This is a genomic window from Treponema sp. OMZ 803, assembly GCF_024181165.1.
Lineage (GTDB): Bacteria > Spirochaetota > Spirochaetia > Treponematales > Treponemataceae > Treponema.
In genome coordinates, this window is record NZ_CP051195.1 from 1,991,563 (window position 1) to 2,017,676 (window position 26,114).

Consider the following 26,114-nt stretch of genomic DNA (forward strand, 5'->3'; position numbering starts at 1 on the left):
GCTCACCGAGCCGCAATTCAAATGAGAGTTTTTCCTTAGACGTTATGGAGGACACTATGAAAGCGCAAGAAATAAGTGCAGGCATCTATTGTATCCATGCGGATATTTGTGCACGCACGAGCCGTTTTGAAGGTTTGTGGATGCTTCCTCAAGGAGTAAGCATCAATTCATATATTGTAAAAGGTGAAAAGACCGCTTTGATCGATATTGTCCGTGATTGGGACGGCTCGTTAAAAAGCTATACGGAACAACTGGAATCCATCGGGCTTTCGTTCAAAGACATCGATTATCTTATTCTGAATCACCTGGAACCCGACCATTGCGATCTGATTGAATATGTCCATTCCTGTAATCCGCAGGCGGAAGTTATCAGTACGTCAAAAGGGCTGGCGATAGTCGAAAAGTTTTTTAAGGTGCAGGGAAATCTCCGCGCGGTTAAGACGGGAGATTGTCTTGACCTCGGCGGCGGAAAAGTTCTCCAATTTTACGAAACACCGAATGTACACTGGCCCGAAACAATGATGACCTATGACCCTGCCGCCAAAGTCCTTTTTTCCTGCGATGCTTTCGGCTCGTACGGCGCTATCGGCGAAAAGATCTTTGACGATCAGCATTCGGAGGAAGAACTGAAGTTTTACGAAGCGGAAGCGCTGCGCTATTATTCCAACATCGTCGCGAGCTTCAGTACCTTTGTCTTAAAGGCTTTGGACAAACTTGCAGCGCTGGATATCAAATGCATTGCGCCGAGTCACGGTCTTATTTGGCGTTCCCATCCCGACCGTATTTCTGCCCTGTACAAACGGTTTGCAGGTTACAACACCGGCGGCGAATGCGAAAAAGAAATCTGTATTATTTGGGGTTCTATGTACGGATATACCAAACAAGGGCTTGATGCCGTTATCAAAGGAATTGAAGCCGAACAAGTCCCCTACACTATCCACGACATACCCGACACGGACGTATCCTACATACTCGGTGATGCATACAAAGCGGCAGGCTTGGTGCTTGCGATGCCGACCTATGAATACAAGATGTTCCCGCCGATGGCGTACGTATTGGATTTATTTGAACGCAAGCACATTACCGATAAAACAGTACTGCGTATCGGAAACTGGGGATGGTCGGGCGGCGCAAAGAAAGAATACGAGCAAAAAATAGCCGCTCTGAAATGGAACCAGCTGGAGCAATATGAATGGCAGGGCAAGCTGCTCGACGCAGACATTCGGCTGCTTGAAGAACGAGGCGCCGAACTTGCTCGTGCAGTTAAAACAGGTACTCAAGAGTAACGTCAACCCGCTTTCCATATTGGCACAGATGAGCGTATGCACGAAATCGAATTAAAAGCGCATCTTGAACATCCCAAAAAAACCGAGGCGCTGTTATCCCGTATCGCAGATTTCTCACTCCGCTGCACCAAGACCGACCGGTACTGGACACTCGGAGAAAAAACGATACGGATACGGCGGGAACTGATTGGGGACAAGGAAACGGTTTTCATAACGCATAAGCAGAAACACTATACCGATACGATAGAAACCAACCGCGAACTCGAATTTGAGCTTGCAGCTGTGTCCGTACCGGTATTTACCGAAATGCTCAAAAGCCTCGGTATGACCTGTACCGCAGAGAAGCAAAAGGAGACAAAAGTTTTTGTTCCATACACAGATTTGTTCCCGGCTGGTATACTCGAAGGCACCTGTTCCGTATCGGTAGAGCTTTCAACAATACATCCGATCGGACATTTTTTAGAAATCGAAGTCCTCTCCCCCGATGAAGGTTCCGATACTGCCGCTTACGAACAGCATATCCGTAATGCGCAGGTTATTTTCGATACGCTGCTCACCGCTTTAGAGATACCGCAATCGGCTATCGAAGTGCGCCCGTATAATGAACTACTCGCTTGTAGGTGTTTATGAAAACATATAAAAAGATATTTTTATCGCGTATATTCTTCTTTTTTACTTTACTGCTTCTGTCGGACAAAACAGCCGCGCTATATGCACAAACCGTTGACGCGCTGCTTGAATACGAAGTTGCTGTCTTGAATCCTGAAACTTTAAAAAAATATAACCGCATATACAGCTATGAACCCAATCACGCTTTTGAAGCGCCGGACTTAACTGACGCGGTTATTTTAGATAGTCCTCTCACTGTTTTTTATCCGGTACTTGAGGGAACCTACCCACTCGTTATTATCAGCCATGGCTGGCAGGTTTCAAAAAAACCGAATGCAAGCCTTGCCCGTTATCTTGCCTCTCAGGGATATGTCGCAGCGATTCTGTCGGCAAAAGAGAAAAGTTATCCCGAAGAGTTTATCGCTGCGTTTGAGTCGGCCTATACACTTTTAAAAACGGCAAACGAAAATACTGAAAGCCGTTTATTTAAGCGGATGGATATGCAAAAAACGGCAGTCATCGGCCACTCGATGGGTGGGACGGCGGCACTGCACTTTTCGAAATCAAGTCCCGATATCAGTGCCGTTATTGCATTGAACCCGTATAATGGAGCCTCGTTCCTTATAGAACGAGTCGGCGGTAAAAATGAGGTACTCGGTACCGATCTCACCACTCTACAAATCCCTGTCCTTATTGTTACCGGAAGCAAAGATAATGTCGCGTATCCCGAAAAAACTTTTGAATTTTACAAACACTGCAATACATCCGCTCCGACAGCTTTTTTATCTATTAAAAACGGTGTCCACGGCAGCGGACTCGATAGCAAAGGCAATATGCTTTCAGGCTGGTTCGATATTGAACTCTATACACGTTACAGGCTTTTAATACTTGGCTGGCTTGACCTATTCTTAAAGCAGGAAATATCGGAGGCCTCTATGCCGTATTTACAACCGGCAGCGTTTGAAGCCATAAAAGACTGGTTTTACTCCGGCAACATAAAACGATACCCTGCTTACGCTTTTCGTAACTTTTTGCGCCGGTAAGTGCCAAGCATAACCCTAAATAAGAGGAAAACCAGCCTCAATAAAGCTCATGTACTCGCCGTTCGGCGACAGAATGATGTGATCCAACACCTCAATTCCTAAGAGCCGTCCGGCCTCACAGAGTCGCTTTGTCAAGTTTAAATCCTCAGCAGAAGGCGCCAAAGCTCCCGACGGATGGTTGTGGGCAAGAATAACTGCGGCAGCTCTATCTGCAAGCGAATCGGCGAATACCTCACGAGGATGAACCAGGGTATGAGTCAACGTTCCTACGGAAACCACACGGATCGCTAAAATTTCGTGAGCGCCGTTCAGCGATACACAGATAAACTGCTCTTGTTTACGCACCGAGTAGTGCCGCAAGAATGGAACAATATCACTGGGGTGCCGAACTTTTTCGCCTCCGACACCGTAATATCGCCTACCAAGCTCGAACGCCGCGAGAATAGTTGACAGCTTTGCTGCACCTATCCCATTCACAGTTCGTAACGCTGCTTCGATACTTTCCGCTTTGCGCGTATCGATATGCCGGACAATTTCTTCGGCAAGTTTTGTTACCGGCTTATTCGCAATACCGGTGTGTAAAAGAACTGCAAGCAAATCCGTATCGCTCAACCGTTCCACTCCACACTCTAAAAGGCGTTCCCGTATATCCGGTTTTTTACGCATATTCTGATGTATAGTCATACCTCGTATATAGCGCATGAGCAGGCATTTTGGCAAGAAAAATGAGAAAAATACGTCGAGGATTTTCAGTAGCGGTTTAGTAAAAACGCTTCGCCAGCGCCTTTTGAAATAGACGATGTAGATGCTAGGAGCGTACAAAAAACACCCGCAGGCACGCCAAAGAATGTACATCCTGTACATTCTTTGGCTGCGAGTTCGCATCGCGAACTCGATTCTGCGCGGAACCACGGACATCCCTGTCCGCTCTGATACGTTGAGGACACTTTTTTACCGTATGACGCAGTAGATGTGTCGTATATTTTTGAACCAGCGCCTTTTGAAAATAGACGGCGTAGATACGAGGCGCGAGCACAAATTAACCGCAGGCGTATCTTTGATACGTTGAGGACACTTTTTTACCGTATGACGCAGTAGATGTGTCGTATATTTCAAAAGGTTAGCGGATGCTTCGTAAGAGCGACAACAATTGCGACATCTGCTGCCCGCGCGGGTCGGTACCGTCGACGGTTTTTTCCGCCTTACTGCCGGTCTTTGCCGGATCGGTGTAAATGAGTACCGCCATATCGCCTTTCGTCATCCTATCGTAGTACCCCTTCCGCGTAAGCGTTCCTTCGGTAAGGTCTTCCGAAATGCGCCCTATCGTGAACGTCCCGAGTACGTCTTTTTCGTTGTACAAGAGCCCGATACCTTCATTCGCAATGGTGAGCGTTCCCTTCTTGACGATTTCGATAGTATAATCGGTAAAATCGCAGTCGCCCGAACCGATATCGATAACCGCTTCCGCCTGAGAACGTCCGGCGATGCTGCCGATAACCGGCATTGCTTGATTAAATAGACCGATGATGCGGCGGACAGCGTTGCCGAACCGGTCATTACCCGATCGGTACACCGTTAAAGTTTCCGCTTTTGAACCGGTACGCCCGACATAGAGATCAAGCGTAATCTGTATATCCCGCTCATTTTCCTGCAAATTGACAATACCGAAATAATCGTTTCCGGCAGTGCGCGCCTGTCTGAACGCCTCCGTATACGAACTGGGGCTATCCAAATGAGCGGAAACCGCAAAACGGCGATTGTAAGAAAGAATATCGTTTATCAGCGCCGCGGTGAGTTTTTCCGCTTCGGGGTGAAACACATTGGCCGCATTTACCTGATAAAAAAGCCCGACGGAAAGGTGCGCTTTGTTCAAATACAGCGGATCGATCTTCCAGCGGTTCCGCACCGAGTGGTCAAGCATCTTGCTGTAGGCCTCTACCGTGTCGTTGATCCGGGCGGTACTCTTTTCGATGGACTGAATAAATTCAAGCTGCTGTACAGCGCGCTCGTAAAAGCCCTGCCGCATCAGGATATTGGCATACGCTTGACGGCTTTCCGTGTCATACGGGTACACCTTGAGGGCGCGCCGGTATTCATATAAAGCTTGGTCAGTCATGTTGCGGTTTAAGAAAGCATCGCCCTTTATGCGGTGCGCACCGGCGAGTGTTTTTCGCTGCGTATCTTCAAACTCAAAGGTCTGAACGGCGATATCCTCAAGCAGGGTGCGCATCAGTTCGTTTTCGGTATCGACGGAAAGCCCGATTTGCGCAGCTTCAAAGGCTTGTTTTTTTTGCGCAAGCTTCATTAAGCAGAGCGCTTTTACATACCACGCATCGGCACGCTTACGGTCCCCCGCAATGCGCAAATCGGCTACGGACATTGCCTCGCGGTAACGGCCGGAGCTGTATAACAGCGAGCAGAGCAGCGCCCGTGCCTTGTCGTAGTCTTCGTCAATGGTAAGCGCCGCACGGATACGCCCTTCCGCTTCGCTCAGGTTGCCTGCAAGAGCGGAAAGGTAACCGGCAAAGTAATGCACCTGCGCGTTATCTCCGTGGTATTGCAGGGCGCGGCTGATGTAACTCTGCGCCGCTTTGTTATTACCCGTTTCGTGGCTGAGCAGTGCAAGCGACAGAAGCGCTTTGCGGTTCTCACTCTGGCGGCGAAGCGCGGCGGTGTACAGTTCCGAAGCATTGGTTAAGCGGCCGCCCGTTACCTCGATTTCCGCCATGCCGAAGCGGGCGTCGAGGTTGTTCGGGTAACGGTTCAGAATACTCGAAAAAATCTTTTGCGCGTCTTCGATACGCCCGATACCGATTAGGATAAACGCATAGAGGTTTTCGATATCGACATCCTGCGGGGAGTAACGGCGCGCCTTTTCCGCGTAGACAATAGCCTGATCGTATTCGCCCAGCGCGTAAAAACATTCGGCTAATCCCCGATACACGGCATTATAGGCGGGATTTTCTTTTAAGGCTTGTTGATAGAGTTCTATAGCGCCGTACCAGTTTTCATGGTATTGCAGCTCTTTTCCTTTCTCAAAGAGTTGGATAGGAGAAGCCAAAAGAGGCAGCGCGACGCAGAGCAGAAACACACTAAACAGACTATTTTTACGCATAAATCTTCCTTTTATTGATCCTCATCTTTAACCGCAGCGATCTTTACCGTGTTTATTTTATGCCCGTCCATATCCTGAACGATAAAATCAAAGTCCTTCCAACGCACCTTTTCGTAACGGACGGGAATTTTTCCGAATAAATCAAATACAAAGCCGCCGAGCGTTTCAAACTCATCGGAGGGAAGCTCCGTATGCAGAGCCTCCGCCAGATCATCCATATCGACACGGGCATCGCAGAGCCAAAGCCCATCGCCGATGGAAACGATATCTTCATCTTCATTATCGAACTCATCTTGAATGTCGCCGACAATCTCTTCGATAATATCTTCCATACACACGATACCCGAAATGCCGCCGTACTCATCGACCGCAATAGCAATATGCACATGACGGCGTTTAAATTCCCGTAATAGGCCGTCGATACGCTTGGATTCGGGCACAAAGAACGGCTTTCTGATAATTTTTTCCAAATCGATCGGCTCCTTTTTTGCGAATGAATTGATCAAATCCTTCACATACAGAACGCCCACTACATTATCGATTGATTCGGCATAGACGGGAAATCGAGAATGTCCGCTTTCAGCCACCCGTTTCAGTAATTCCTCCGTTTCCATATCCAACGGAATAAAGTCAACGTCAATACGCGGTATCATCACTTCTTTTACTGCGGTGTCGGATAAGTCGACCACCCCACGTATCATATCTTCTTTTTCTTCATTGAGCGCCTCCTGCAAAATCTCGGAAACCGCCCGCTTTTTTTTCAGTTTATCAAATATCCCCATATTTATTCCTGATAGACAACCGTATTACTATATTCCTTGAGTATTTTTTCCTGTAATTGCAGCATTTCCTGCTGCGGATCGTTATCACTGTGATCCATCCCACTCAGGTGTAAAATACCGTGTATCAGTAGTCGTTTCAATTCTTCATTCATCGTTACATTAAAAGTTTCGGCATTTGAGCGCAAACTATCGAGGCTAATTACGATATCTCCGGCATTAAAACGAAGATTCCCGTCTTCATCATCGTATTCATCGCCCTGCTCAAACGAAAGTACATCAGTCGGGGCATCAATCCGACGGTAGGTTTTATTCAGCTCATGGATAAACGCATCACGGCAAAACACGACGGATAAATCCCAATTTGTATGCTCAAGTTGTGCAAGTACCGCGTCTAAAAAGGGTAAAACCGCCCTCCCCCATTCGGGTTCGGGGACATCCTGCCATGTAATCGCAATAGTATTCATTTTATTCTTCCTTACTTTCCTTCCCGTCCGCGTTTTCGGATGCCGTTAATCCGAGGTCTATTTGCAGATAGTTTTTTACATCGGGAGAAATGCTTTTCTCAAGCGGCATTTCAGGCTGCGCCGATTTTTCGTCGGGAGTCTTTTCCGGCGAAGCATCCTGCGGTGCAGCTTTTTCGTCGGAAGTATTGCCGGTCGTACCGTCTTTTTCGTCAGGGTCTTTTTGATTCGGGTACTTGATACGCGAATGATAATATCCGGCGAGTGTAGTAACAAACGACTCTTGAATAATGTGCAGTTCCCGCAGCGTTAAATCGCAGTTATCCAGCTGTCCCGATTCCATTTTAGCCTTAACGAGCTTTGCAATAAACTTTTCGAGCCGCGGAACCGACGGGTGATCCAACGTCCGGCAAGCCGCTTCGCTCACGTCGGCAAGCATAACCACGGCGGCCTCTTTGGTACGCGGCGGCGGCCCCGGATACGAAAAGTCCTTGGGGCTGACATTGGGGTCAAGCTCTTTGGCCTTTGCATAAAAGTATTGTACCAAAGAATTACCGTGGTGCTGCCCGATAATATCGATCACTTCACGGGGTAACCGCATACTTTCCGCCTTTTCTACGCCGATTTTTACATGACTGCGGATGATGGCCGCCGAAAGCCGCGGGTTTAAATCCAAGTGCTTGTTATACGATGTCTGGTTTTCGACAAAGTATTCGCTGTTTGCCATCTTACCGATGTCGTGATAATACGCGCCGACCCGCGCTAACAGCGCGTCTGCCCCGATTTCGCGGCAGGCTGCTTCCGCCAATGTTGCAACCATCATCGTATGGTTATAGGTACCGGAAGCCGTCAATAACAGCTGCTTCATCGTCGGGGAGTTAAGGTCGGAAAGTTCCATCAAGCGGAAGCAGGTCGGCGTATTCAGCCGGTCTTCCAAGATGGGCAAAAAGCCGAGTACGAAGATACCGCTGATAAAGCCGTTAATGACTGAGCCGAGCAATACAAATACAAAGTCGCCATAAGAATTGGGGAATACCGTGCAGAGCACAAACGTGATAATCGGATGAATAACCGCAAGTTGGCACGCCGTTTTAATCAAATCCATCCGCCGTCCGGTCAGCTTCATCAACGAAACAGCCGATAAGCCGGAAAACAGTGCAAAGAGCGCCGGTTCAAGCTTAAATCCGGTCGCAGTCAGCACAATCAGCATAACAAGAAATACAATCCGTATTGCAACCCGTGTGGAAATAAGCGTTGAAACCAGCATAGCGGTCAGCGCGGCGGGAATAAACGGGATAATGTCGAGCGCTTGTACGAGGGGCAATGCCTTTGTCGTAAAAAGTACGATAAGATACACGGCAAGCGAAATCAGCAGCAAAAAGACCTTCCGGCTTTCTTTTAACTGATCGCTGATTGTCTGCGGCGACAGCATAAAAACACCGATTATATAGAGGCACAGAATAAAGGCGGAAAGACCGAAAAATTTATTCAGATCAAGATAGTTCCCCGCATCGGAATAGGCTTGCAGCTGCCGGTAATTTTCCGTAGTAATAATAAAGCCGCGCTTAATAATCTTTTGATTTTTTTGAATGGTTACGATAACCGGCTGAACCTGCTTCAGCGCTTCCTGTGCCCGCATTTCCGTTTCTTTTTCATCATAAATGACGGTCGGCTGCAAAAACGGCCGAATGAGCGCAGCCGTAATATCGATATCGAGACTTGCATCGAGCGACCGTATTGCGTTTTTAATGTATGAATCCAGACTCTCTTTTTTGATAACTGCAGTTCGCTGAATGTTAGTATATTCTCGGTTATTTCCTCGCCGCATCACCAGCGTGATTTCGGCTTGATTGAAACCTTCGAGCCCTTTTTCGGGAAATTCCGCAATACCGACCGCCATCATCTGTTTAACGATTGCCTGAGCAGCGGCTAGGATGCCGTCAAATTGTTTTGACTTTTTTAAATTTTTCAAAATCTGCACATCGAATAGCCCCGGATATTGTTCCTGCACACGCGCGTCAAAGGTTGCCTCCGCATCGTTATGCAAAGCGAGCATAAACGAAACAAACTCATCATATTTTTTGAGTGTCTCGGATACAAGCTCCGTATCCTGCATAAAGATAGGGGCAATTGTCTGTAAGCGGGCAGCTTTTCTGATCTCTGTCGCCGCTTGATCCGTATAAGAAATATCCCGACCCGCAACCACATCGCGCTCGGCTACCCGTCCCACAGGAAATTCATCAAGGTTGAAATAGGCAAGACCGCCGCGGTCAAGCGTCGTAAACAGCATCGCTGCGATAACGATAAAAAAACTTACAATAAAGAGAATAAAAAAAACTTTTTCAGCGCAAAAGCTGTCTTTCATCTTACGGAAAAAGCCCGCTACGGGCGGCAAAATAACCGATTTAATATATCCTGAATTGTTTTCGCCTTTCATTCGATGGCTCCGCTATTATCCGCAAGGATTGCATTATTCTTTAAAAATACGGTGTTATTGTTTTTCATACGCATTAATAATCTTTTGTACGAGAGAGTGGCGGACTACTTCATCCGCAGAAAATTCAACGGTTCCGATCCCGTCAATAGTACGGATTAAAGAAACGGCATGGACAAGCCCCGATTCCGATCTTCCGCGGATATCCGATTGGGACGGGTCTCCGGTAATAATCAATTTTGAACCTTCGCCCATCCGCGTTAAAAACATCTTCATCTGTTCTTTTGTGGTATTCTGCGCTTCATCCAAAATCACAACGGCATTGTGGAGTGTCCGTCCGCGCATATAGGCAAGCGGCGCCACTTCGATGGTATTGGACTCTTCCATACCGCGCAGTACATCGGCGGGCAGCAATGTTTCCATAATATCGAACAGCGGGCGCAGATAGGGATTTATTTTTTGGACAAGATCGCCGGGTAAAAAGCCGAGGCTCTCTCCGGCTTCCACCACCGGACGGGTTAAAATCAATTTACGTACCGTATGGGACAGCAACATTTTTAACGCAAGCGCCACTGCAATATAGGTTTTTCCCGTACCGGCGGGGCCGAGCCCGAATGTTATATCGTTTGCATAGATGGAATCGATCAGCGCCGCCTGTTTCCTGTTCTTAGGATAAACCGATTTTATGCCGCGTGGAATATGGATACACTGCGGGCAAAAAGCCCCCTGTTGCGGCGCACTGTTGGCGACGCAGGAGGCAATAAAATCGGCCGAACCGTCCGATGTAATTTCGGGGCTTTCCAAAAGAGTGTCAATGAGTTTTTGAAACCTTTTGCAAATCGCTTGATCGGAAGTTACAACCGTTACTTCGTTCCCCCTGCAGATAACGGGAACACCCAAATACGTTTCAAAAACATGCAAATTCTCATCATTCGCGCCGCATAGCGAAGACAGCACCGTTTGATCTTCCAACACGATTGTATATGAGGTATCCAAAAACACTCCTCTCTAACTTTTCAAATGTAACAACAGGATACTCACTGCAAGGTTATTCCCGTTTTCCGAGTTCTTTATCCAAAATAAGAAGCCCGGCATTGCCGTTGATATGTTTGAAGACATCGAGGATATTGCGATCGTTCTCCTCTTCTTCCACCTGCTCATTGATGAACCACTGCAGGAATACTTGAGTTTTATAGTCCTTTTCCGCAAGCGCAAGTTCATACAAGCTGTTAATCGAAGCCGTTACAAACTGTTCATGCTTGAGCACATCCTGAATAACTTCTACAGGATGCTTTGCGTAATGTACCGGCGCTTCTTCAATCGGTTTTAATACGGGCTTTGCATCAACTGAAAAGAGATAGTCATATATCCTCATCGCATGCCCTTGTTCCTCAAGCGCCTGCACCCGCATCCACTTGGCAAAGCCTTTAAGCCCTTCCGATTCAAAATGGGCTGCCATGCCGAGATACAAATAAGCAGAATAGAATTCTTTATTGATCTGCTCGTTTAACGCATCTTCCAATTTCTTGCTAATCATAGTTTGTCCCCTTCTATCCGGCGTTAGGTATTTTAGATATATATTCCCGCATCCGGCTATAATGGAATAAGTCTACAATGAAGATAGGGGATAGTCAAGAACCGCATCCGACTACGGATAAGGCTTATATTCGTTGACGATGCTGATCTGCGTAGATACCGAACGCCCCTGCGCCAAGCCTTCGGCTATTTTAATCGCTCTATCGATACACGCAACGGAGTCTGCAACCCCATGCAGTATAATCTGCGTATCGGACACTTCCGCATCCAAAAAATAAATGGGCAGCTCTTCTTTAAAAGCGATCACATTGACAATCCGCTGCCCCAATAACAGTTCGGCAATGCGCTTGAGTCCTTCTTGTTCTTCCGCTGGTAAAATAGCTTCCTTGCAAGCATGCGTGATAATACTCGCGGCAAGCGGCGCCGTAGCAAAATCGGTATTAATAACGAGGTGATAATGAGTAGGATCTTCCGGTTTCATATCAAAAAAACATCTGTGAAAGCCTTCGCGGTTGGCATCGCTCTCCGCCATCAGAGCGCGGGCTTTTTTTTCGGACCAATCGAACTCCTTCATTAACCGCCCGATTCGCACATCATCGGAAGCTACCAGCCGCACCGCATAGCAGCCGGGGATGCCGCGCAGTAATGCAAAACCGCCGCGCCCGATAAAGATGCTGTTTCCTTTCAGCGCATATCCGTAAACGATCTCCCGTAAATAATCAAAATAAGAATCTCGGTTGCGGGAAAGCGATGCCCAAAAGCCGGGTTTTCGTTCGTCATAGTGAGCAAGGCTCTCTTTCGAAATTCCCTTGTCAAGCAGATCTTTCTCTAGGTCTTTTTTATCGATAAACTCATAGCCGAGCGATTTTGCCAACTCTAAAGCCGTTTCATCGCCGTAAGAAGCTATTTGCCGTGAAATAGTGATAATTGCCATAAAGCCTCCTCTTCTATAGAATAAGGCTAAATACTCATTATGTCAAAGGAAGGTTCTCTTTTTATGCAAAAAAATTCTAATCTTTCATGGAAGCCCATCGCTGCAAAAGAAATATGCACCACACGGGTATTTACCGTTAACGAAATCACCAGTCTTTCGCCTGACAACGAAACAAAGACATTTTCTACATTGTCCGCACCGGAATGGGTTATCGTTATTCCCCGCATTACCGATGCAAACGGTCGGCATTATTTTTTGATGGTAAAACAATGGCGGCATGGATCGGCGCACCTGTCGATCGAATTTCCCGGCGGCGTAGTCGACGAGGGGGAAACGCCGGAGCAGGCGGCACGGCGGGAGCTGCTGGAAGAAACGGGGAAAACGGGACAGAACTTAACGCTGCTCGGTGAGGTATATCCCAACCCTGCGATTATGGGAAATAAAAGCCATATTTATTTTGCAGATTGTGAGGCAAATACGCAGGCGCAGCATCTTGATGAAGATGAATTTTTAGAAGCCGAGGCGGTACCCGTTGAAGAAGTGTTAAACAAGATGGGAACGGACCCCTACGACCATGCGCTTATGTGCACTGCGCTCTTTTTTTATTTACGGGAAGTTGCTAAAGACGTCAAATGTTAGAAACAACAGACATTTTTGTAAGCGATCCTGTGCGGCTGGAGATTTTGAAATTTATCGAAAAAAGTATTTGCAAAAAATATAAAGTTGTTGTAATATGGGCGAATATCTCTAAAAGTTTCAGCTTTTAGAGGTGCCTAAACCATATTCATTCTGATCCGGATCTAAATTGGGTCAGTAAGAATAAAAATATTTTGTAAAAAGTATTTAATGTCTTTTGTAAAAAAAGAGGTCTTAACAAAATGAAAAATGTTTATACTCACCCGCCAATTGATTAATAATTGTCAATTCATAATCAACAACCCCGACGCAGAGCATCGGGGTACAGTGCTCAACGTTTCGCACTGTATGTTCTATAAGGTGGTTGCAGTCGGCTTTAATACCCTTTGTTACGACGCAAGGGTCGGGTATTAAACCCTCCGCACGAATCAAAAATAAGATACGGAAACCACCTTTTTCTAATTGATAATCAACACATACAACGATAATTCATGATTTTTAATTATGAATTATATGGAGGTTCACAATGAAAAAACGTTTTTTTCTTCGCTATAAGCTCATGATTATTTTCGGTGCGTTAATTGCAGCAGCTTCTTTGGCTGAAATCATACTTGCCGTACATACGGCTCGTCTGGCTGTAACCAAAGGGATCGAAGATCATCTTATCGATAAAGCATCCGATACAGCTGGAATTATCGACAAGCAAGTTACCGCTTTTTGGCAATTATTTGAAGGTCTCGCTCGTACACCGATATTGCGGGATCCCGCTGTTTCGTATCAAGAAAAAACGGCATTTTTGGCAAAAGAAGCTGCATTCAACGATAATATTCACAGAATGGATTTATGCGACATGAGCGGCCGACGCCATACAAACACGGGGAAAATAATCGATGTTTCCGACAGAGCTTATTTCCAAGTTGCTGCACAAGGTAAACCATTTGTCGAAGAACCGGTTATATCCCGTTTGGATGAAGAACTGGTATTTGTATTTACAGTTCCCATCTATGACGATAACCGGACGGTGGTCGGCGTTCTTCTCGCAACGGTAAAAGCCGGTGTACTGTCAAACCAAATAAATGATATTACCATCGGTAAAAACGGTTACTGTTGTATACTCGGCACTACGGGAAACATTATCGCGCATCCTGATTTCAGTTTTGTAGAACAGATGACCAATCATAGCGAAAAAGCGAAGTCCGATGATAGTCTGAGTTCTATCGCTGCGTTTGAAAAAATGGCGCTGGAAACCAACCAATCTTCCGTCGGCTTCTATGAATTCAAAGGGATAAGCAAAATAGGTTCTTATGCCGTAATGAAGACAACCGGTTGGATTGTTATTATTTCAGCTCCGGTCGAGGAATTTATGGGGGTTGTTCAAACGTTGCGTATAACCATGCTCGGTCTCGGCATACTCATATTGATTCTCGCGGTTGTTATCATTTATTTTGTTACCCGTACGATTATAAAGCCGATACAAAGAGCAGTATACGCTTTAAAAAATATCGCCCAGGGCGAAGGCGATCTAACAGTAAGATTGCCGGTTATCGGTAATGACGAGATTACCGATATGTCAGAATACTTTAATGAAACGATCGCAAAGATCGGTGCTTCAATACAGGTTGTCGGTACAAATAGTAAAATAATGGAAGGAGTCGGCAATGAGCTTGCCTCCAATATGACCGAAACGGCCAGCGCCGTAAATGAAATCAGTGTAAATATCGACGGAGTAAAACAGCAAGCCCTTACACAGGCAGCGAGTGTTACCGAAACTGCAGCAACGGTAGAAGAAATTGTCCGCACCATTAAACAGCTTAATACCAGCATCGAAATGCAGACAGCCAGCGTCGCACAATCGTCTTCTTCCGTAGAAGAGATGGTTGCAAATATCGCTTCCATCGGGCAGACACTCAGCAAAACCGATGATGTTATCAACAATCTTACCGTTGCAACCGGTGACGGCAAAGCAACACTCGTAACCTCGAACACCGTAACACAGAAAATAGCCGAAGAATCGGGTTCATTGATGGAAGCGAGCAGTGTTATTCAGCATATTGCATCACAGACGAATTTGCTCGCAATGAACGCTGCAATCGAAGCCGCTCATGCAGGAGAATCGGGGAAAGGTTTTGCTGTTGTTGCCGATGAAATCAGAAAGTTGGCCGAAGAATCTTCCGTACAAGGAAAGACCATTACAACAACACTGAAAACCTTATCCGGTGAAATCGATACGTTATCCACTTCTTCTAAAACGGTGGAAGAGAAATTCAACATCATCTTTAACCTTGCTGAACAGGTAAAGGAGATGAGCAACCGCCTTACCGAATCGATGAGGGAGCAGGAACACGGCAGCAAGGAAGTACTTACGGCTATCAAAAATATCAATATGATTACAACAGAAGTACAAGCCGGTTCGGAGGAAATGCTCAAAGGAGGTGAGGGCGTCGCCGAAGAAATGCGGAAACTGGATAATTTAACCCGTGTGATCACTGATAGTATGAATGAGATGGCGTCCGGGGTAATGCAAATTAACAATACGGTACAAGATGTCCGCGAAATAACGCAGAAGAATAAGCGGAGTATTGAGAATCTGGCGAACGAGGTTTCCAAATTCAAAACCAATTAACAATTAAATAAAAGAAAACCTCTAAAAACTGTTTTGCAACTCGCATTAGTGGATATAATAGCTATCCCCTACAGAAAAAGCCGATAAGCTTGCAGTTTTTAGAGGTTCCTATCTGATTATTTTTTACTTTTTGCCGGATGGTAGCTTTTCATACGTTACCGCGGGATCGTACATACCGTCGCGTTTTTCACCGCGGAGACTCGGGATTGTCAAAATAATACCGGGCTCAACCCAATCAGGGTTATTGGGGTCAGGCAATTTATTCTTGTTTGCTTCATACAGTTTTCGCCACAGATACGGATTGTCATAAATAGCCTTATCTTTCGCAATATTCCATAAACAATCCCGTTCGCCGCGCCATGTGCGGATACGGTATTGAGCCGGAAGGGTTGCAAACGAAGATTCATCACCCGTAACCACAGCAAGCGCATCCAAAACTTTTTTCGCACAGACAACCGCAACATCAAAGTCTTTATTCCCAAATGCGGTATTTCCTGCCTGTAAAGCTTCGGTTGCCGTCTTAAATGCCTCAGGGTATTTCTCTTCAGCCTTGTTATTCTTCGCCCATGTATAGCGGGTACGTGCCCTATTCATTGCTTGTTCAGCTTCGACACGGGCGAGCATATACTGAATATAATCGGCTGATTTTTGGGCATTCTCTTCAGCGAGCCGTGAATACTCTATCGAAGCATCATAATCACCTTCACTATATGCCCGCCGCGCCAATTCGGAATAAGCTCGGCTTTTTCGTTGATATTCATTATTATCATAGGATACGGCAAACAGTAACACAGCTCCTAATACAAAGAATACGGTACAGAGAATAGCTGTCTTTTTCATAGGTTACCTCCCGTTACCGGATGACGCTGCATTGCCGGTATCTGTAGAACGCTGTAATTCATCAAGGTTAACCGGTTCTTCGGAAAAACCTTCCGCATTTTCCGGCAATGGCGCTTCGCGGTCGGCTTCTTTTGCAAGCTTGCTGCTGGCTTCCTGGCGAGCTTTTGCTCGTTCCATAGCGTCATTTGCTTGCGCACGTTTAACCTTTACCTTTTCATAGATATCGTTAAACTCATCGGAAGCAGTCATATACCCTGTATATGCTTGTTCGTATTTCTTATTGCCGGCAGCGATTCCTGCTGCACGATAACGATTCACCGTTTTTGCATACGGATCTTTCATCGCCACGGCTGCTTTAACCGAATCGGCACGGGAACGCGCTTCATCTGCCTTCTTTTTTGCATCGTTCATCATCGAAGCAAAACCGGCTTCTTTTACCTTTTCATAGTAACCCAGTGCTTCCTCAGAGGTTTCAAAAGCTTTTGCCGGATCGGGCTCATAAAGACCGGGTATCTTTGCAGATAAATCCTGCGCTTTTTTATAGCTGTCTGCATCATAGGCCGCAAAGTTATTTTTATCGATCTTCGACTTTAACTCGGATATCTTCATTCGATTAGTCAAAGTACGATACTGATCAGTAGCTCTCTGAGCCTTTTCCTGTGCTTCAGCAAGGTTATTTGATTCATAACTCTTTCTTGCTTCAGCCGCCGTATCGTCGGCTGATTTAAACTGCGTAGGATAAGTCGTATCTGCTTTGACGTTAACCGCTTCAGCGCGAGCCTTTGCCATCTCATCCAGTAGACGAGCTGTCTTTACCTGTTCTTCGTTTTTCTCCGAGTCAGCAGGCTTTACCGATTCAGGTTTTTGCTCCGGCTTAGGTTTGTTAGATGCACATGCACCGAAACCGAATAATAGAACACAAACACCAAGAATATAAAACAATGTTTTCAGTGTTTTATTCATTATAACCTCCATTTCTAAACGGATATTCAGACATTTAAAAAACTCATAGAGCTCTTAAAGAAGTTTGTCTAGTGCGAAAGCTTTTCGCATAGATAAATTACTATAGAACTCAATCATGTTCAAGACACTGGCACTCAGGGCAAAGTCCAAAAAAATCAAAACGATGTGAATCAATACGATAACCGCTAATCTCCGCAGCTTTTTGATCACAGTGTTCATCGGACGGCATAAAAGCATCTTCCACCTTGCCGCACCGTGTACAGATAACATGATTATGCACACTCATATCCGCATCAAAATGAGCAAAGGTGCCGTCAACATTGATGACCTTAATCCGTTTCTGTTCGGCAAGAATATTCAAATTGCGATACACGGTTCCTTGACTCAGATGTGGAAAATCCTTTCGCAGCTGATCATACAGCCATGCCGCCGTAGGATGCGTATTAGTAGAACTTAAAAGGTTGAACAGTGCTTCCCGCTGTTTTGAATGCTTGTATGACACAGCTTTTTTCATATACAACTCCTCACATCAAAGTATAGCGCCTAAAATTGATAATCAATATTACAATTTTAAAAGCGGTACTGTCAATATTCCGCGTATGATGAGTAATTATCCCCATTTTTCAAGCCAAAAATCTCCGAAAGTCATATAAGGATTGTAGGAGAAGTAAATGACACAAAAACCTTTTGAAGACTTAACTATTTCCGATGATTTCATGTTCTGTAAGGTTATGGAGTATGCGCCTATCTGTAAAGAATTTCTTGAGATTCTGTTTAGTGTTAAAATTGAGAAAATAACCTATCTATCGCCTCAGAATACCGTTACAACTAATTCCGAAGCAAAAACCGTTCGGCTAGACGTGCTGGTAAAAGACAAAGCGGGTACATCTTACGACATTGAGATGCAAGTTGGGAATGAATACAATATACCGAAACGGATGCGGTATTATCAGTCTGTGCTGGATGTCGCCTTTTTAGATAAAGGCTATTCTTATAAAGCGTTAAACGATAGCTTTATTATCTTTATTTGCCTATTTGATCCTATCGGTAGTAACAAAGCAATCTACACCTTTGAAAATATCTGTATTGAGGATAAAAGCGTCCCCTTACAAGATGGAACTAAAAAGATTATACTGAATGCGGGTGCATTTAAAGAAACAGGTAATGAAGAATTACGAGGTTTTTTACAGTACGTAAAAACAGGGAAAGTAACGACAGCATATACAGGGAGGATAGAACAGATGATACAGGCAGTAAAACGCAATGAGCAGCTGAGGAAAGAATACCACATATTACCCGCAGCACTGATGGATGCCTTTGATGAAGGCGAGGCACGAGGGAAATCGATTGGTCTTGCCGAAGGAGAAATACGCGGTTCTCGCCGGAAAGCGCTCGAAACGGCTCGATTGATGAAGCAAGCCGATTGTGACATATCATTTATCGAAAAAATGACCGGATTGAGTAAAGAAGATATCGAAGCTATCAACTAATTTACACCATTTGTGTACATCCCTCTTTTAGCACATAGAGCAGATAGTTAATACCGACGAAAAATCATAGTCCGGCAGAAAAATATGAAGATTGTCTTTTTCCCGACATACACGGATGCATATCGGGAAAAAGACATTGAAAGTAGAGTGCTTTTTATTTTTTTACTTCGGTAGTCGGTTCAAATGCATGTGCATGCAAAAATTCCACCGATTTGGGGATTTTCACTTCTTTGATGTTGTTCTTCAAAAAAGCATACATATTGATTTTCTTCACCGATGCAGGAATCTTGACTGCCGTCAGCTCATTCTTGTAGAAAGACGAAGTATCAATCAGCTCAAGGGTTGCAGGCAAGTTGAGTTCCGTCAACGCATTCAATGCAAATGCACTCGGCTCAATCTTTGTTTCCTTACCACCGAAGGTAACTTCTTTAAGACCGTTCCGGTAAAAAGCAAAGCCTTCGATATCCTTCAACGCGCTCGGCAGTTTAACCGAAGTTAATTTACACACGCCGAACGCATCATAGCCGATGCTCTCTACCGTGTCGGGGATAACAACGGAGGTTAAGCCCCTGCGGTAAAATGCATTGTCGCCAATCCGCGTAATAGGAGTTCCGTCCGGAGCAACCGCAGGGATAGTCAAATCGGTAAGCCCTTGCGTTTTTACCTTATCCTTTCCCTTCTGCGTCATGCCCTTTAATTCGGCGCCTTTAAAAATAAAATCATCATTTTCCCATACATTTTCACTCATACTGCTACCCCCTTACATCCGATTGAGCTGTACAATCTCGTTGAATGTTTCGAGCTGTGTTTTTACCTGCCCGAAGTCCGACATCTGCTGATCATAACCGACTTTAATCAACGGGATTTTTGCTTCACTGAATGCCTGCTTAAGCGAAGGATATTCCATCTCTTCCGTATCATCAAAGTTGAGCATAAAGAGGAGGCATCCGTCAGCCTTGTTGTCCTTTGCCAGTTTCACCACATACGCAGGACGCTTTGTCAAATCAGGATCATAGAGAAGCGGATCCTCATCCATACGGGCAAATTGATCGGCAAGTGCCAGCATCGGATCGTCGATAGAAAGATCGATATCAACCTTCAACGCACGGGATTCATGCGCAACGTCATCGGCAACAACACAGACCTTGTAGGAATCTAAGATATCCAGCAAGCCGGGGTTATCGGTAATAACACCGCTGGTAACCACCCGAACGCCGTCCCATTTTTCTTCCGGCAAGGCTTCGAGCAAGGCGTTCAGCTTTTTGAGCAGTTCGGTGTGTTCGTCTTTCAGCATGAAGTATGAACTTTTCAGCACATAGCAGCGGTCGGAAGCCTTTATGCTCTGCGGATGAGCCGCGGCGAGCTTGATAAACCGGCGCTTTTCAGCCCTGTTTTCGTTATACACTTTGAACGCTTTCTTTAAGTTCTCATCGGTTACTTTAACGCCGCAGATTTTTTCCAGCTCTTCCTTCGCCTTGGTAAAGATACGTGCGTTGTACTTCTTGCCGAAGTCCTCTTTACGGTGCTGACCGTGATTGATGAAGATCATCGGAATTTTCCGTCCGGCGCTCACCTTGTAGTTCTGAGAAAGCGGACGAAGGGTGTCATCCAGCGTTGTCAGCATTGAAGCGGAAAGCCCGTCGAGGGTACCGTCCAAGGCCATTTCCAAACAGCGCAATGCCAGCGAGTAATAGAATGTCGGGAAGTATTCCTTTGCCCGCTCGATGGGGCCCTGCCCTCCCCATACGCCGAACGGTGCGATACCTGCCGCATAGACAATCTCTTCGGGTGCGTAGTACGGGAAAATACCGACGGCTTTTTTCCCTGCTGCAAGGTATTTATCCAGCTGCTTCCGCGGATTGTTTGCCAAATATTTAAATTGTTCCAATAATTCTTTGATTGTTTCCATACTGTCCTCCCCTACTCCAACGTCGGCTTCGACCAATCGGTCTCTTTGGTGTTTTTAAAGTTGGTATAGACGTCCTCGCCCTTCGCCTGTTTCTCCTGCTTGCGCTCGTCCATAATTTCTACCAAGCCCTGTACACGTGTTTTATACTGTTCCGTAGAGAAGTTGCGTTCGTCAGCCTGATCGCCGTCGAAGTGGACGACCGGAATACCGAGGTCTTCCTTCCAGCGCCGTTCAATTTCGGGCATCGCGCCGCTCCACGGTTTACAGCTGCGGTTGTAGTTGACCAAAGCGCCGCTGATACCGTTTTCTTTTGCCATGGTCTCGCGCCATTCAACACCGGTTTCGATACAGACGGAACACGGTGCCTTGCAGTACGCGGCGGCCATTTCACGGATATTCGAATATCGGAAGCCGAATGCCGGAGCATATACGACAGCGGTTACGTTAACGCCGCTATCTTTTAAGGGGTCAAACAAGGGACGGAGCGCCGGCCAGCACGGAATACCTTCAAACAAGATACGGTGCTCTTCGGGATATTCCCATGTAGAGGTATTCTCTTTTACCGACTGTTCAAATTCCTGTGCCAACAGTTCAAAACCGACAGCGGCGTCTTCCTCACAGCGGGCGGCGACAATGTCTGCCATGTGGTTAAACAGGTCAAACCCGCTTAACGGAGACGGCTTATATGACATAAACGAACAAGCTTTCAGCCATGCCGCGGCGGTTCTGTTTGCACGCGCACAGGCATCCTCAAATTTCTTTTCATCGAATTTTTTACCGGTCAATTGCTCCAGCTGCTTGATGGCATAATCAAACTGCCCGAGCAAATAGTCCACTTTTTCTTCGGGAACATCCACCGTATTGGAGAATGGAATGTCGACCATGATGAGCGGAATATTATGCATACGCGCAATATTTTCGTACCACTTTGTCATCATATTGCAGATATTATTACAGCACAGCAAAAAATCCGGCTGCGGCATTCTGCGTGAATCGGTCGGTTCTCCTGCGGCATACGCAAGACTGATGCGAGCATACCCGCAAATATCATTATCGTAGCCCATATCCTCCGCGGCTTGGCAGAGACGTAAGCCGTCTTTCTTTGCAGCCGTCGACGCCGCGTGGTTTTCGGGATAAACAACGTTAAGATCAAAAGCTTTCGCTAATTCAATTGGAAATTTAGAAGAACTCCATCCGACTAATTCACCGCGCCGTTTTGCTTCCCACGCATTCGCATAGACCTTATCTACGACATCGCGTAACAGAGCTGCTGCGGGCTTATGCCCTTCAATCGGCCGTGGCGTTTTGTTGGGTAACTTTTCCATTTTTTGAGCCATTTGTTTCCTCCTCGTATCTCTCGGTCATCTTCCATAAAACCGGAAAGGGCATTGTGGAAGATACCGCGTAGACCGGCGCCGACCTTGCATTTACCGGCGTCGACCGTACTTATTTTGCTGCCTGCGCACACTTTTGATATGCAAACAGGGCGGCTCCAATTGCACCATTTAACTGGCAGTACTCACTCGTGTGAATTTTAAATCCTATATTTCTTTCTAATGCCCGGACCATTCCCTTATTCAGGGCAACTCCTCCGGTCATGACAACATCATCCTGAATGCCAACACGCTTGGCCAAACTACCGACACGGCTGGCAATCGCCGTATGGATTCCTTTTACGATATCGGGAATTTTTGCACCACTTGCCAGCTGAGAGATAACCTCCGATTCGGCAAAGACGGTGCAGGTAGAGCTGATGGTCAGTTCTTTGGTGGACTGTTCATCAAGCTTTTCCAGGTCTTCCAAATTGATTTCCAGAACCTTTGCGATAACATCGAGAAAGCGTCCGGTACCGGCAGCACACTTATCGTTCATAACAAAGTTTTCGAGCATACCGTTATCGCTGAGCTTTAACGCCTTTGAATCCTGCCCGCCAATATCGATAATAGTACGAACACGCGGGAACAAGAAATAAGCGCCTTTTGCATGACAGGACAATTCGGACATCTGTGCCGGGACTTCCTTTAACGAATTACGCCCATAACCGGTTGCAATAGCTCCGTCAAGCTGTTCTATCGAGGTAAAACCGACTTGATCCAATGCGCCTTTCATAACCCGCGCGGGCCCGCTGGTACCCGTTCCAACCGGAACAACCGCCGTTGCAACGATATCCTTTCCATCCTTGATAATAACACATTTGGAAGCTGTAGAACCGACGTCCACGCCCATTGTAAATATACTCATAACGATATACCCGCTCTCTTGCCGATTAAATCTAAGGGAAACCTCTAAAAACGGAAGTTTTTAGAGGTTTCCCTACATATTAAAGACCAAGCATGTGCTTTGCCAAATCCAAGAATTTCGTGATAATAATAGCATTGGTAATATTACTGATAAAACCGCCGATGACCGGCACGACAAAGAATGCCAACTTGGAATAGCGGTACTTGCGGCAGACCGTCTGCATCGTCGTCATCGAAACAGGCACTGCACCCAAGCCGAACCCGATGTGACCAACTGCCATAACCGCCGCATCATAGTTCCTCCCCAAGAGATTAAACGTAAGGAAGTAACAGAACACAACAATCAGCACAACTTGCACCAGTAGCAATACAATCAATGCGGTGCCTAAGCCTGCAAGCTGCCAGAGTTTCATAGAAATAATGGACATCGATACGAATAGAGCCAGCGAGAATTCACCGACGATATCGAAAGCTTCATAGAGTACGCTGTGTTTTGCCGGATTAGTTTTTGAAGTCAGATCAAGCAAAAGGCGTGTCGCAATTCCTCCAAACATGCAGCATACGTGAATCGGAAAGTTGATTTTGAAATACTTCAATATTAAAAACAGCACTTGCCCGACTCCGCATGCAATACAGAGCATAAACACCGCTTGCAGCATATTGTATTTGTCGACTAAAGCACCCGCTGTTCCGCCGGAACCTTCCGCCTTTAATTCCGCAGCTTCTTCCTTACCGTCCAGTTCGGGATTTTCGAGGTGAAAGCGCTTAACCATAAAGTTGCCGAACGGCCCACCGATGATACAACCTGAAATCAAACCGAAGGTTGCCGCTGCAATCGCTACTTCCATAGCCGCGGTTGCGCCCGCCTCTACGGCAATGGGCGCAAACGAAGCGGCATTTCCATGTCCGCCGGTCATCGGGATACTGCCCGTCATCATAGAGATGAGGGGACTGATATGGAAAAGGCTACCGACGGAGATAGCGGCAGCATTTTGCAACGCTGCAAGCAAGGCAGCCAGTACGGTAAAAATAATCACCAGCTTACCGCCTTTTTTCAGCAGCGCCAAACTTGCAGCAGCGCCGCTTGCAGCAAAGAATAAACAATAGAACAGTTGATTGACCGTTTTATAATCAAAATTCAATTCAAAAATATTGAGCGAATAGAGCAATAGCGAGAGGAGCGCAAACAAGGTGCCACCCACAACGGAAGCGGGTAAACAATATTTTTTGAGAACCGGAATTTTATTACGTAGAAACTCTCCCACATAAATTGCGATAACCGCAACCATGAGTGTTTCGAACATGCCCAATTTTAAAACAATTCTTTCCATAACTCGATAACTCCTGATAATGAATATTTTTTTGCGTAACCATCACGAGAATTACAATAGGGAACCTCTAAAACCTAAGATTTTTAGAGGTTCCCCGTAAGATCTTTTCTATTTTTTAACGAATGTATTATATTCTCTGATTGCCCTCGGAAGCAGCATTTGATGGAAAGCGCAGATTGCTTTCGGGTTCTGATAGACGGAATTCGCAAAGGCGATCATATACGCCCGTATATCATACAAACTGACGATTTCGTCGACCATACCGGTTTTGGCGCAATACTGCGGAACGGATTTTTCCTTATATTCATTAATCAGCTTATTCATCTTTTCAATGGTAGGCGTTAAATCCTTTCCCGCATCCTTGTCTTTTACTAAACGACGGCAATACATCGCAGTCGCAGCGGTTTCTCCGTTCATTACATTGATTTCGGTTGCCGCAGTACCGAGCGAGAACGCATTGGTATCGTTGCCTTGAGGCCCGCCCAACACATAGTGAGCCGCAGCAGTACCCTTTCGGAGCGTAACTTCCATCTGCGGAATATTGGAATTCTGAATGGAGTAAATAAGCGACTGTCCCAGACCGAGCAGTTCCGCTTTTTCCGCATCGTTTCCGACGTCGATACCGGTGGTATCCTGCAGCCAGATAATCGGAATCTTATCGCGAGCACAGAGTGTTACGAACTCATTCATCTTCATAAGCCCCTGCCGGTAGAGCTTACCGCCGATGCCGACTGCGCCTTGTTTGTATTCGGGATACTTCAGCAGCAAGCCTTGGAAGTTCGCGACAAGGCCGACTAACAACCCGTCAACTTTTGCAAGTCCGGTTACCATTTCGGGACCGTAGCCTTTTTTGTACTCGCTGAATTCGCTGTTATCTACCAGCCGTCCGATAATATCGTAGATATTGTATATCTTCTTCTGGTTCATCGGCAAAATGGAATACAGATCGTTCGGATCGAGCGCCGGTTCCCGCGGTTCGTCTACACGGAAAAATTCCAAATTGTAGGCGGGCAGGTAGTCCATATATTTTTTGATACCGTCTAATACGCCGATTTCGTCGCTGTACACCTCGCGGAAAAAGCCGGTTTCATTATAGTGAATGGAAACCGTTCCCGGTACATCGACGCCCTTGGATTTTTTGCTTGCCTCGATAATCTGCTCGGCGCCCTCTTCGTCGATATAGCCTTTCGGATTCATACCGCCGACGATGCCGGCGCCACCGACTGCCATATTCGCTTTCTCATGTGCGATAAGGATGGTCGGACTAATACTGTGATAGCCGCCGCCCGCGGGGTTTGTTCCATAGATACCGACGATAACGGGAACACCGAGCTGCTGCAGTTCTACGTTCCGATAGAACGGAGTACCACCGCCGCGCCGGTTCGCATAAACTTTTTCCTGCTCGTCGAGTTTAACTCCGCTACAGTTCAGTACATACACGAGCGGAATGCGCAAGCATTTTGCCGTGTCGGAAGCCCGCAGTAAGTTTTCCGCCTGCCCGGGAACCCACGCGCCGACAATCTTCTTATTATCGGAAGCAACGATGACCGCCCACTTTCCGTTAATCCGTCCCAAGCCTTTGACGATACCGGTCGCGGTTTCAAAGTCCTGCGGATTATAGAGGCTGTTCAACGGACACCATGTACCTTCGTCAATCAGGTCGGCAATCCGCTGCAGCGCAGTCATCTGCCCTTTTTCGTTGATAGCCTCCGTCGGCGTTCCTGCTTCGTGGATTTCATCTATCAGTTTGCCGATTTCTTCTTCAACGTCTTTAATCAGCTTCTCATTTTCTTCATCAATATGTGCCAACTCCTTTCCAACTTGTTCCATATTTTGGAAATAGTTCGGCATCGAATAATCACCCATGTCTATTCCTCCAATA

At 46.2% G+C, this 26,114-nt stretch carries 23 protein-coding genes; 6 read left to right on the forward strand and 17 right to left on the reverse strand.

Going from position 1 to position 26,114, the window contains the following annotated elements; all coding sequences use genetic code 11:
* Positions 1-56 precede the first annotated feature (56 nt).
* From ABH09_RS09075 to ABH09_RS09085, 3 genes are read left to right on the forward strand one after another with little or no spacing between them, the layout of a single operon-like run.
* Positions 57-1,286 (forward strand): FprA family A-type flavoprotein, encoded by a 1,230-nt coding sequence (locus tag ABH09_RS09075; protein ID WP_253714152.1) that lies wholly within the window; start codon positions 57-59, stop codon positions 1,284-1,286.
* Positions 1,287-1,322: 36 nt separating this feature from the next.
* On the forward strand, positions 1,323-1,916 hold the full coding sequence (locus tag ABH09_RS09080; protein WP_253714153.1) for a CYTH domain-containing protein: 594 nt from the start codon (positions 1,323-1,325) through the stop codon (positions 1,914-1,916).
* The gene (locus ABH09_RS09085; protein ID WP_253714154.1) at positions 1,913-2,938 is read left to right on the forward strand and encodes an alpha/beta hydrolase family protein; all 1,026 of its coding nucleotides are present in this window, start codon (positions 1,913-1,915) and stop codon (positions 2,936-2,938) included. The genes ABH09_RS09080 and ABH09_RS09085 overlap by 4 nt, the downstream gene beginning before the upstream one ends.
* A gap of 15 nt (positions 2,939-2,953) precedes the next feature.
* Here the strand turns inward: ABH09_RS09085 and radC are convergent, their stop codons facing one another.
* The 8 genes from radC to ABH09_RS09125 form a co-directional block, all read right to left on the reverse strand.
* Positions 2,954-3,622 carry a RadC family protein gene (radC, locus tag ABH09_RS09090; protein ID WP_162664006.1) on the reverse strand — a complete coding sequence of 223 codons (669 nt, stop codon included), beginning with the start codon at positions 3,620-3,622 and terminating at the stop codon, positions 2,954-2,956.
* A gap of 436 nt (positions 3,623-4,058) precedes the next feature.
* Positions 4,059-6,053, reverse strand: a complete 1,995-nt coding sequence (locus ABH09_RS09095) for a tetratricopeptide repeat protein (RefSeq protein ID WP_253714155.1) — start codon at positions 6,051-6,053, stop codon at positions 4,059-4,061.
* Positions 6,054-6,064: 11 nt separating this feature from the next.
* The gene (locus ABH09_RS09100; protein WP_162664008.1) at positions 6,065-6,835 is read right to left on the reverse strand and encodes a hemolysin family protein; all 771 of its coding nucleotides are present in this window, start codon (positions 6,833-6,835) and stop codon (positions 6,065-6,067) included.
* A gap of 2 nt (positions 6,836-6,837) precedes the next feature.
* Positions 6,838-7,299, reverse strand: a complete 462-nt coding sequence (gene ybeY, locus ABH09_RS09105) for an rRNA maturation RNase YbeY (RefSeq protein WP_162664009.1) — start codon at positions 7,297-7,299, stop codon at positions 6,838-6,840.
* 1 nt (position 7,300) lies between these two features.
* Complete coding sequence (locus tag ABH09_RS09110; protein WP_253714156.1) at positions 7,301-9,733, reverse strand: HD family phosphohydrolase; 2,433 nt, start codon at positions 9,731-9,733, stop codon at positions 7,301-7,303.
* A gap of 54 nt (positions 9,734-9,787) precedes the next feature.
* Entirely contained in the window at positions 9,788-10,726 is a 939-nt protein-coding gene (locus ABH09_RS09115) for a PhoH family protein (protein WP_253714157.1), read from the reverse strand.
* A 52-nt stretch (positions 10,727-10,778) separates the two neighbouring features.
* Entirely contained in the window at positions 10,779-11,267 is a 489-nt protein-coding gene (locus ABH09_RS09120) for a ferritin (protein WP_230977663.1), read from the reverse strand.
* A 111-nt stretch (positions 11,268-11,378) separates the two neighbouring features.
* Complete coding sequence (locus ABH09_RS09125) at positions 11,379-12,200, reverse strand: cytidylate kinase-like family protein (protein ID WP_162664012.1); 822 nt, start codon at positions 12,198-12,200, stop codon at positions 11,379-11,381.
* 63 nt (positions 12,201-12,263) lie between these two features.
* On the opposite strand from ABH09_RS09125, the gene ABH09_RS09130 reads away from it, so the two are divergent.
* Together ABH09_RS09130 and ABH09_RS09135 are read left to right on the forward strand one after the other, a co-directional pair.
* Positions 12,264-12,839, forward strand: a complete 576-nt coding sequence (locus ABH09_RS09130; RefSeq protein WP_253714158.1) for an NUDIX hydrolase — start codon at positions 12,264-12,266, stop codon at positions 12,837-12,839.
* Positions 12,840-13,362: 523 nt separating this feature from the next.
* Positions 13,363-15,459 carry a methyl-accepting chemotaxis protein gene (locus tag ABH09_RS09135; RefSeq protein WP_253714159.1) on the forward strand — a complete coding sequence of 699 codons (2,097 nt, stop codon included), beginning with the start codon at positions 13,363-13,365 and terminating at the stop codon, positions 15,457-15,459.
* 123 nt (positions 15,460-15,582) lie between these two features.
* Here ABH09_RS09135 and ABH09_RS09140 read toward each other — a convergent pair whose 3' ends face one another.
* The 3 genes from ABH09_RS09140 to ABH09_RS09150 all read right to left on the reverse strand — a co-directional run bounded on the left by ABH09_RS09140 (position 15,583) and on the right by ABH09_RS09150 (position 17,776).
* Positions 15,583-16,299, reverse strand: coding sequence for a DUF4398 domain-containing protein (locus tag ABH09_RS09140; RefSeq protein WP_162664015.1), 717 nt, complete (start codon positions 16,297-16,299; stop codon positions 15,583-15,585).
* 3 nt (positions 16,300-16,302) lie between these two features.
* Positions 16,303-17,262 carry a hypothetical protein gene (locus ABH09_RS09145; protein WP_162664016.1) on the reverse strand — a complete coding sequence of 320 codons (960 nt, stop codon included), beginning with the start codon at positions 17,260-17,262 and terminating at the stop codon, positions 16,303-16,305.
* Between the two features lie 109 nt (positions 17,263-17,371).
* Positions 17,372-17,776, reverse strand: coding sequence for a Fur family transcriptional regulator (locus ABH09_RS09150; protein ID WP_253714160.1), 405 nt, complete (start codon positions 17,774-17,776; stop codon positions 17,372-17,374).
* 157 nt (positions 17,777-17,933) lie between these two features.
* On the opposite strand from ABH09_RS09150, the gene ABH09_RS09155 reads away from it, so the two are divergent.
* Positions 17,934-18,752: an Rpn family recombination-promoting nuclease/putative transposase gene (locus tag ABH09_RS09155; RefSeq protein WP_253714161.1), complete on the forward strand. Its 819-nt coding sequence runs from the start codon at positions 17,934-17,936 to the stop codon at positions 18,750-18,752.
* Positions 18,753-18,906: 154 nt separating this feature from the next.
* On the opposite strand, the gene ABH09_RS09160 is transcribed toward ABH09_RS09155, so the two are convergent.
* From ABH09_RS09160 to ABH09_RS09185, 6 genes are all read right to left on the reverse strand, one after another.
* On the reverse strand, positions 18,907-19,500 hold the full coding sequence (locus ABH09_RS09160; protein WP_253714162.1) for a leucine-rich repeat domain-containing protein: 594 nt from the start codon (positions 19,498-19,500) through the stop codon (positions 18,907-18,909).
* Positions 19,501-19,512: 12 nt separating this feature from the next.
* Positions 19,513-20,661: a 2-hydroxyacyl-CoA dehydratase subunit D gene (locus tag ABH09_RS09165; RefSeq protein ID WP_162664018.1), complete on the reverse strand. Its 1,149-nt coding sequence runs from the start codon at positions 20,659-20,661 to the stop codon at positions 19,513-19,515.
* 11 nt (positions 20,662-20,672) lie between these two features.
* Complete coding sequence (locus ABH09_RS09170; protein WP_162664019.1) at positions 20,673-21,998, reverse strand: 2-hydroxyacyl-CoA dehydratase subunit D; 1,326 nt, start codon at positions 21,996-21,998, stop codon at positions 20,673-20,675.
* Positions 21,999-22,107: 109 nt separating this feature from the next.
* Positions 22,108-22,902 carry an acyl-CoA dehydratase activase gene (locus ABH09_RS09175; protein ID WP_162664020.1) on the reverse strand — a complete coding sequence of 265 codons (795 nt, stop codon included), beginning with the start codon at positions 22,900-22,902 and terminating at the stop codon, positions 22,108-22,110.
* A gap of 79 nt (positions 22,903-22,981) precedes the next feature.
* Positions 22,982-24,232: a sodium/glutamate symporter gene (locus ABH09_RS09180; protein ID WP_253714163.1), complete on the reverse strand. Its 1,251-nt coding sequence runs from the start codon at positions 24,230-24,232 to the stop codon at positions 22,982-22,984.
* A gap of 108 nt (positions 24,233-24,340) precedes the next feature.
* Positions 24,341-26,098: an acyl-CoA carboxylase subunit beta gene (locus tag ABH09_RS09185; RefSeq protein ID WP_253714164.1), complete on the reverse strand. Its 1,758-nt coding sequence runs from the start codon at positions 26,096-26,098 to the stop codon at positions 24,341-24,343.
* Positions 26,099-26,114: the final 16 nt, after the last annotated feature.

What these genes read in the sequence shown, in the direction of transcription:
- ABH09_RS09075 (WP_253714152.1), top strand. Translation starts at nt 57, where the DNA reads ATGAAAGCGCAAGAAATAAGTGCAGGCATCTATTGTATCCATGCGGAT.
- ABH09_RS09080 (WP_253714153.1), top strand. Translation starts at nt 1,323, where the DNA reads ATGCACGAAATCGAATTAAAAGCGCATCTTGAACATCCCAAAAAAACC.
- ABH09_RS09085 (WP_253714154.1), top strand. Translation starts at nt 1,913, where the DNA reads ATGAAAACATATAAAAAGATATTTTTATCGCGTATATTCTTCTTTTTT.
- radC (WP_162664006.1), bottom strand. Translation starts at nt 3,622, where the DNA reads ATGACTATACATCAGAATATGCGTAAAAAACCGGATATACGGGAACGC.
- ABH09_RS09095 (WP_253714155.1), bottom strand. Translation starts at nt 6,053, where the DNA reads ATGCGTAAAAATAGTCTGTTTAGTGTGTTTCTGCTCTGCGTCGCGCTG.
- ABH09_RS09100 (WP_162664008.1), bottom strand. Translation starts at nt 6,835, where the DNA reads ATGGGGATATTTGATAAACTGAAAAAAAAGCGGGCGGTTTCCGAGATT.
- ybeY (WP_162664009.1), bottom strand. Translation starts at nt 7,299, where the DNA reads ATGAATACTATTGCGATTACATGGCAGGATGTCCCCGAACCCGAATGG.
- ABH09_RS09110 (WP_253714156.1), bottom strand. Translation starts at nt 9,733, where the DNA reads ATGAAAGGCGAAAACAATTCAGGATATATTAAATCGGTTATTTTGCCG.
- ABH09_RS09120 (WP_230977663.1), bottom strand. Translation starts at nt 11,267, where the DNA reads ATGATTAGCAAGAAATTGGAAGATGCGTTAAACGAGCAGATCAATAAA.
- ABH09_RS09125 (WP_162664012.1), bottom strand. Translation starts at nt 12,200, where the DNA reads ATGGCAATTATCACTATTTCACGGCAAATAGCTTCTTACGGCGATGAA.
- ABH09_RS09130 (WP_253714158.1), top strand. Translation starts at nt 12,264, where the DNA reads ATGCAAAAAAATTCTAATCTTTCATGGAAGCCCATCGCTGCAAAAGAA.
- ABH09_RS09135 (WP_253714159.1), top strand. Translation starts at nt 13,363, where the DNA reads ATGAAAAAACGTTTTTTTCTTCGCTATAAGCTCATGATTATTTTCGGT.
- ABH09_RS09140 (WP_162664015.1), bottom strand. Translation starts at nt 16,299, where the DNA reads ATGAAAAAGACAGCTATTCTCTGTACCGTATTCTTTGTATTAGGAGCT.
- ABH09_RS09145 (WP_162664016.1), bottom strand. Translation starts at nt 17,262, where the DNA reads ATGAATAAAACACTGAAAACATTGTTTTATATTCTTGGTGTTTGTGTT.
- ABH09_RS09150 (WP_253714160.1), bottom strand. Translation starts at nt 17,776, where the DNA reads ATGAAAAAAGCTGTGTCATACAAGCATTCAAAACAGCGGGAAGCACTG.
- ABH09_RS09155 (WP_253714161.1), top strand. Translation starts at nt 17,934, where the DNA reads ATGACACAAAAACCTTTTGAAGACTTAACTATTTCCGATGATTTCATG.
- ABH09_RS09160 (WP_253714162.1), bottom strand. Translation starts at nt 19,500, where the DNA reads ATGAGTGAAAATGTATGGGAAAATGATGATTTTATTTTTAAAGGCGCC.
- ABH09_RS09165 (WP_162664018.1), bottom strand. Translation starts at nt 20,661, where the DNA reads ATGGAAACAATCAAAGAATTATTGGAACAATTTAAATATTTGGCAAAC.
- ABH09_RS09170 (WP_162664019.1), bottom strand. Translation starts at nt 21,998, where the DNA reads ATGGCTCAAAAAATGGAAAAGTTACCCAACAAAACGCCACGGCCGATT.
- ABH09_RS09175 (WP_162664020.1), bottom strand. Translation starts at nt 22,902, where the DNA reads ATGAGTATATTTACAATGGGCGTGGACGTCGGTTCTACAGCTTCCAAA.
- ABH09_RS09180 (WP_253714163.1), bottom strand. Translation starts at nt 24,232, where the DNA reads ATGGAAAGAATTGTTTTAAAATTGGGCATGTTCGAAACACTCATGGTT.
- ABH09_RS09185 (WP_253714164.1), bottom strand. Translation starts at nt 26,098, where the DNA reads ATGGGTGATTATTCGATGCCGAACTATTTCCAAAATATGGAACAAGTT.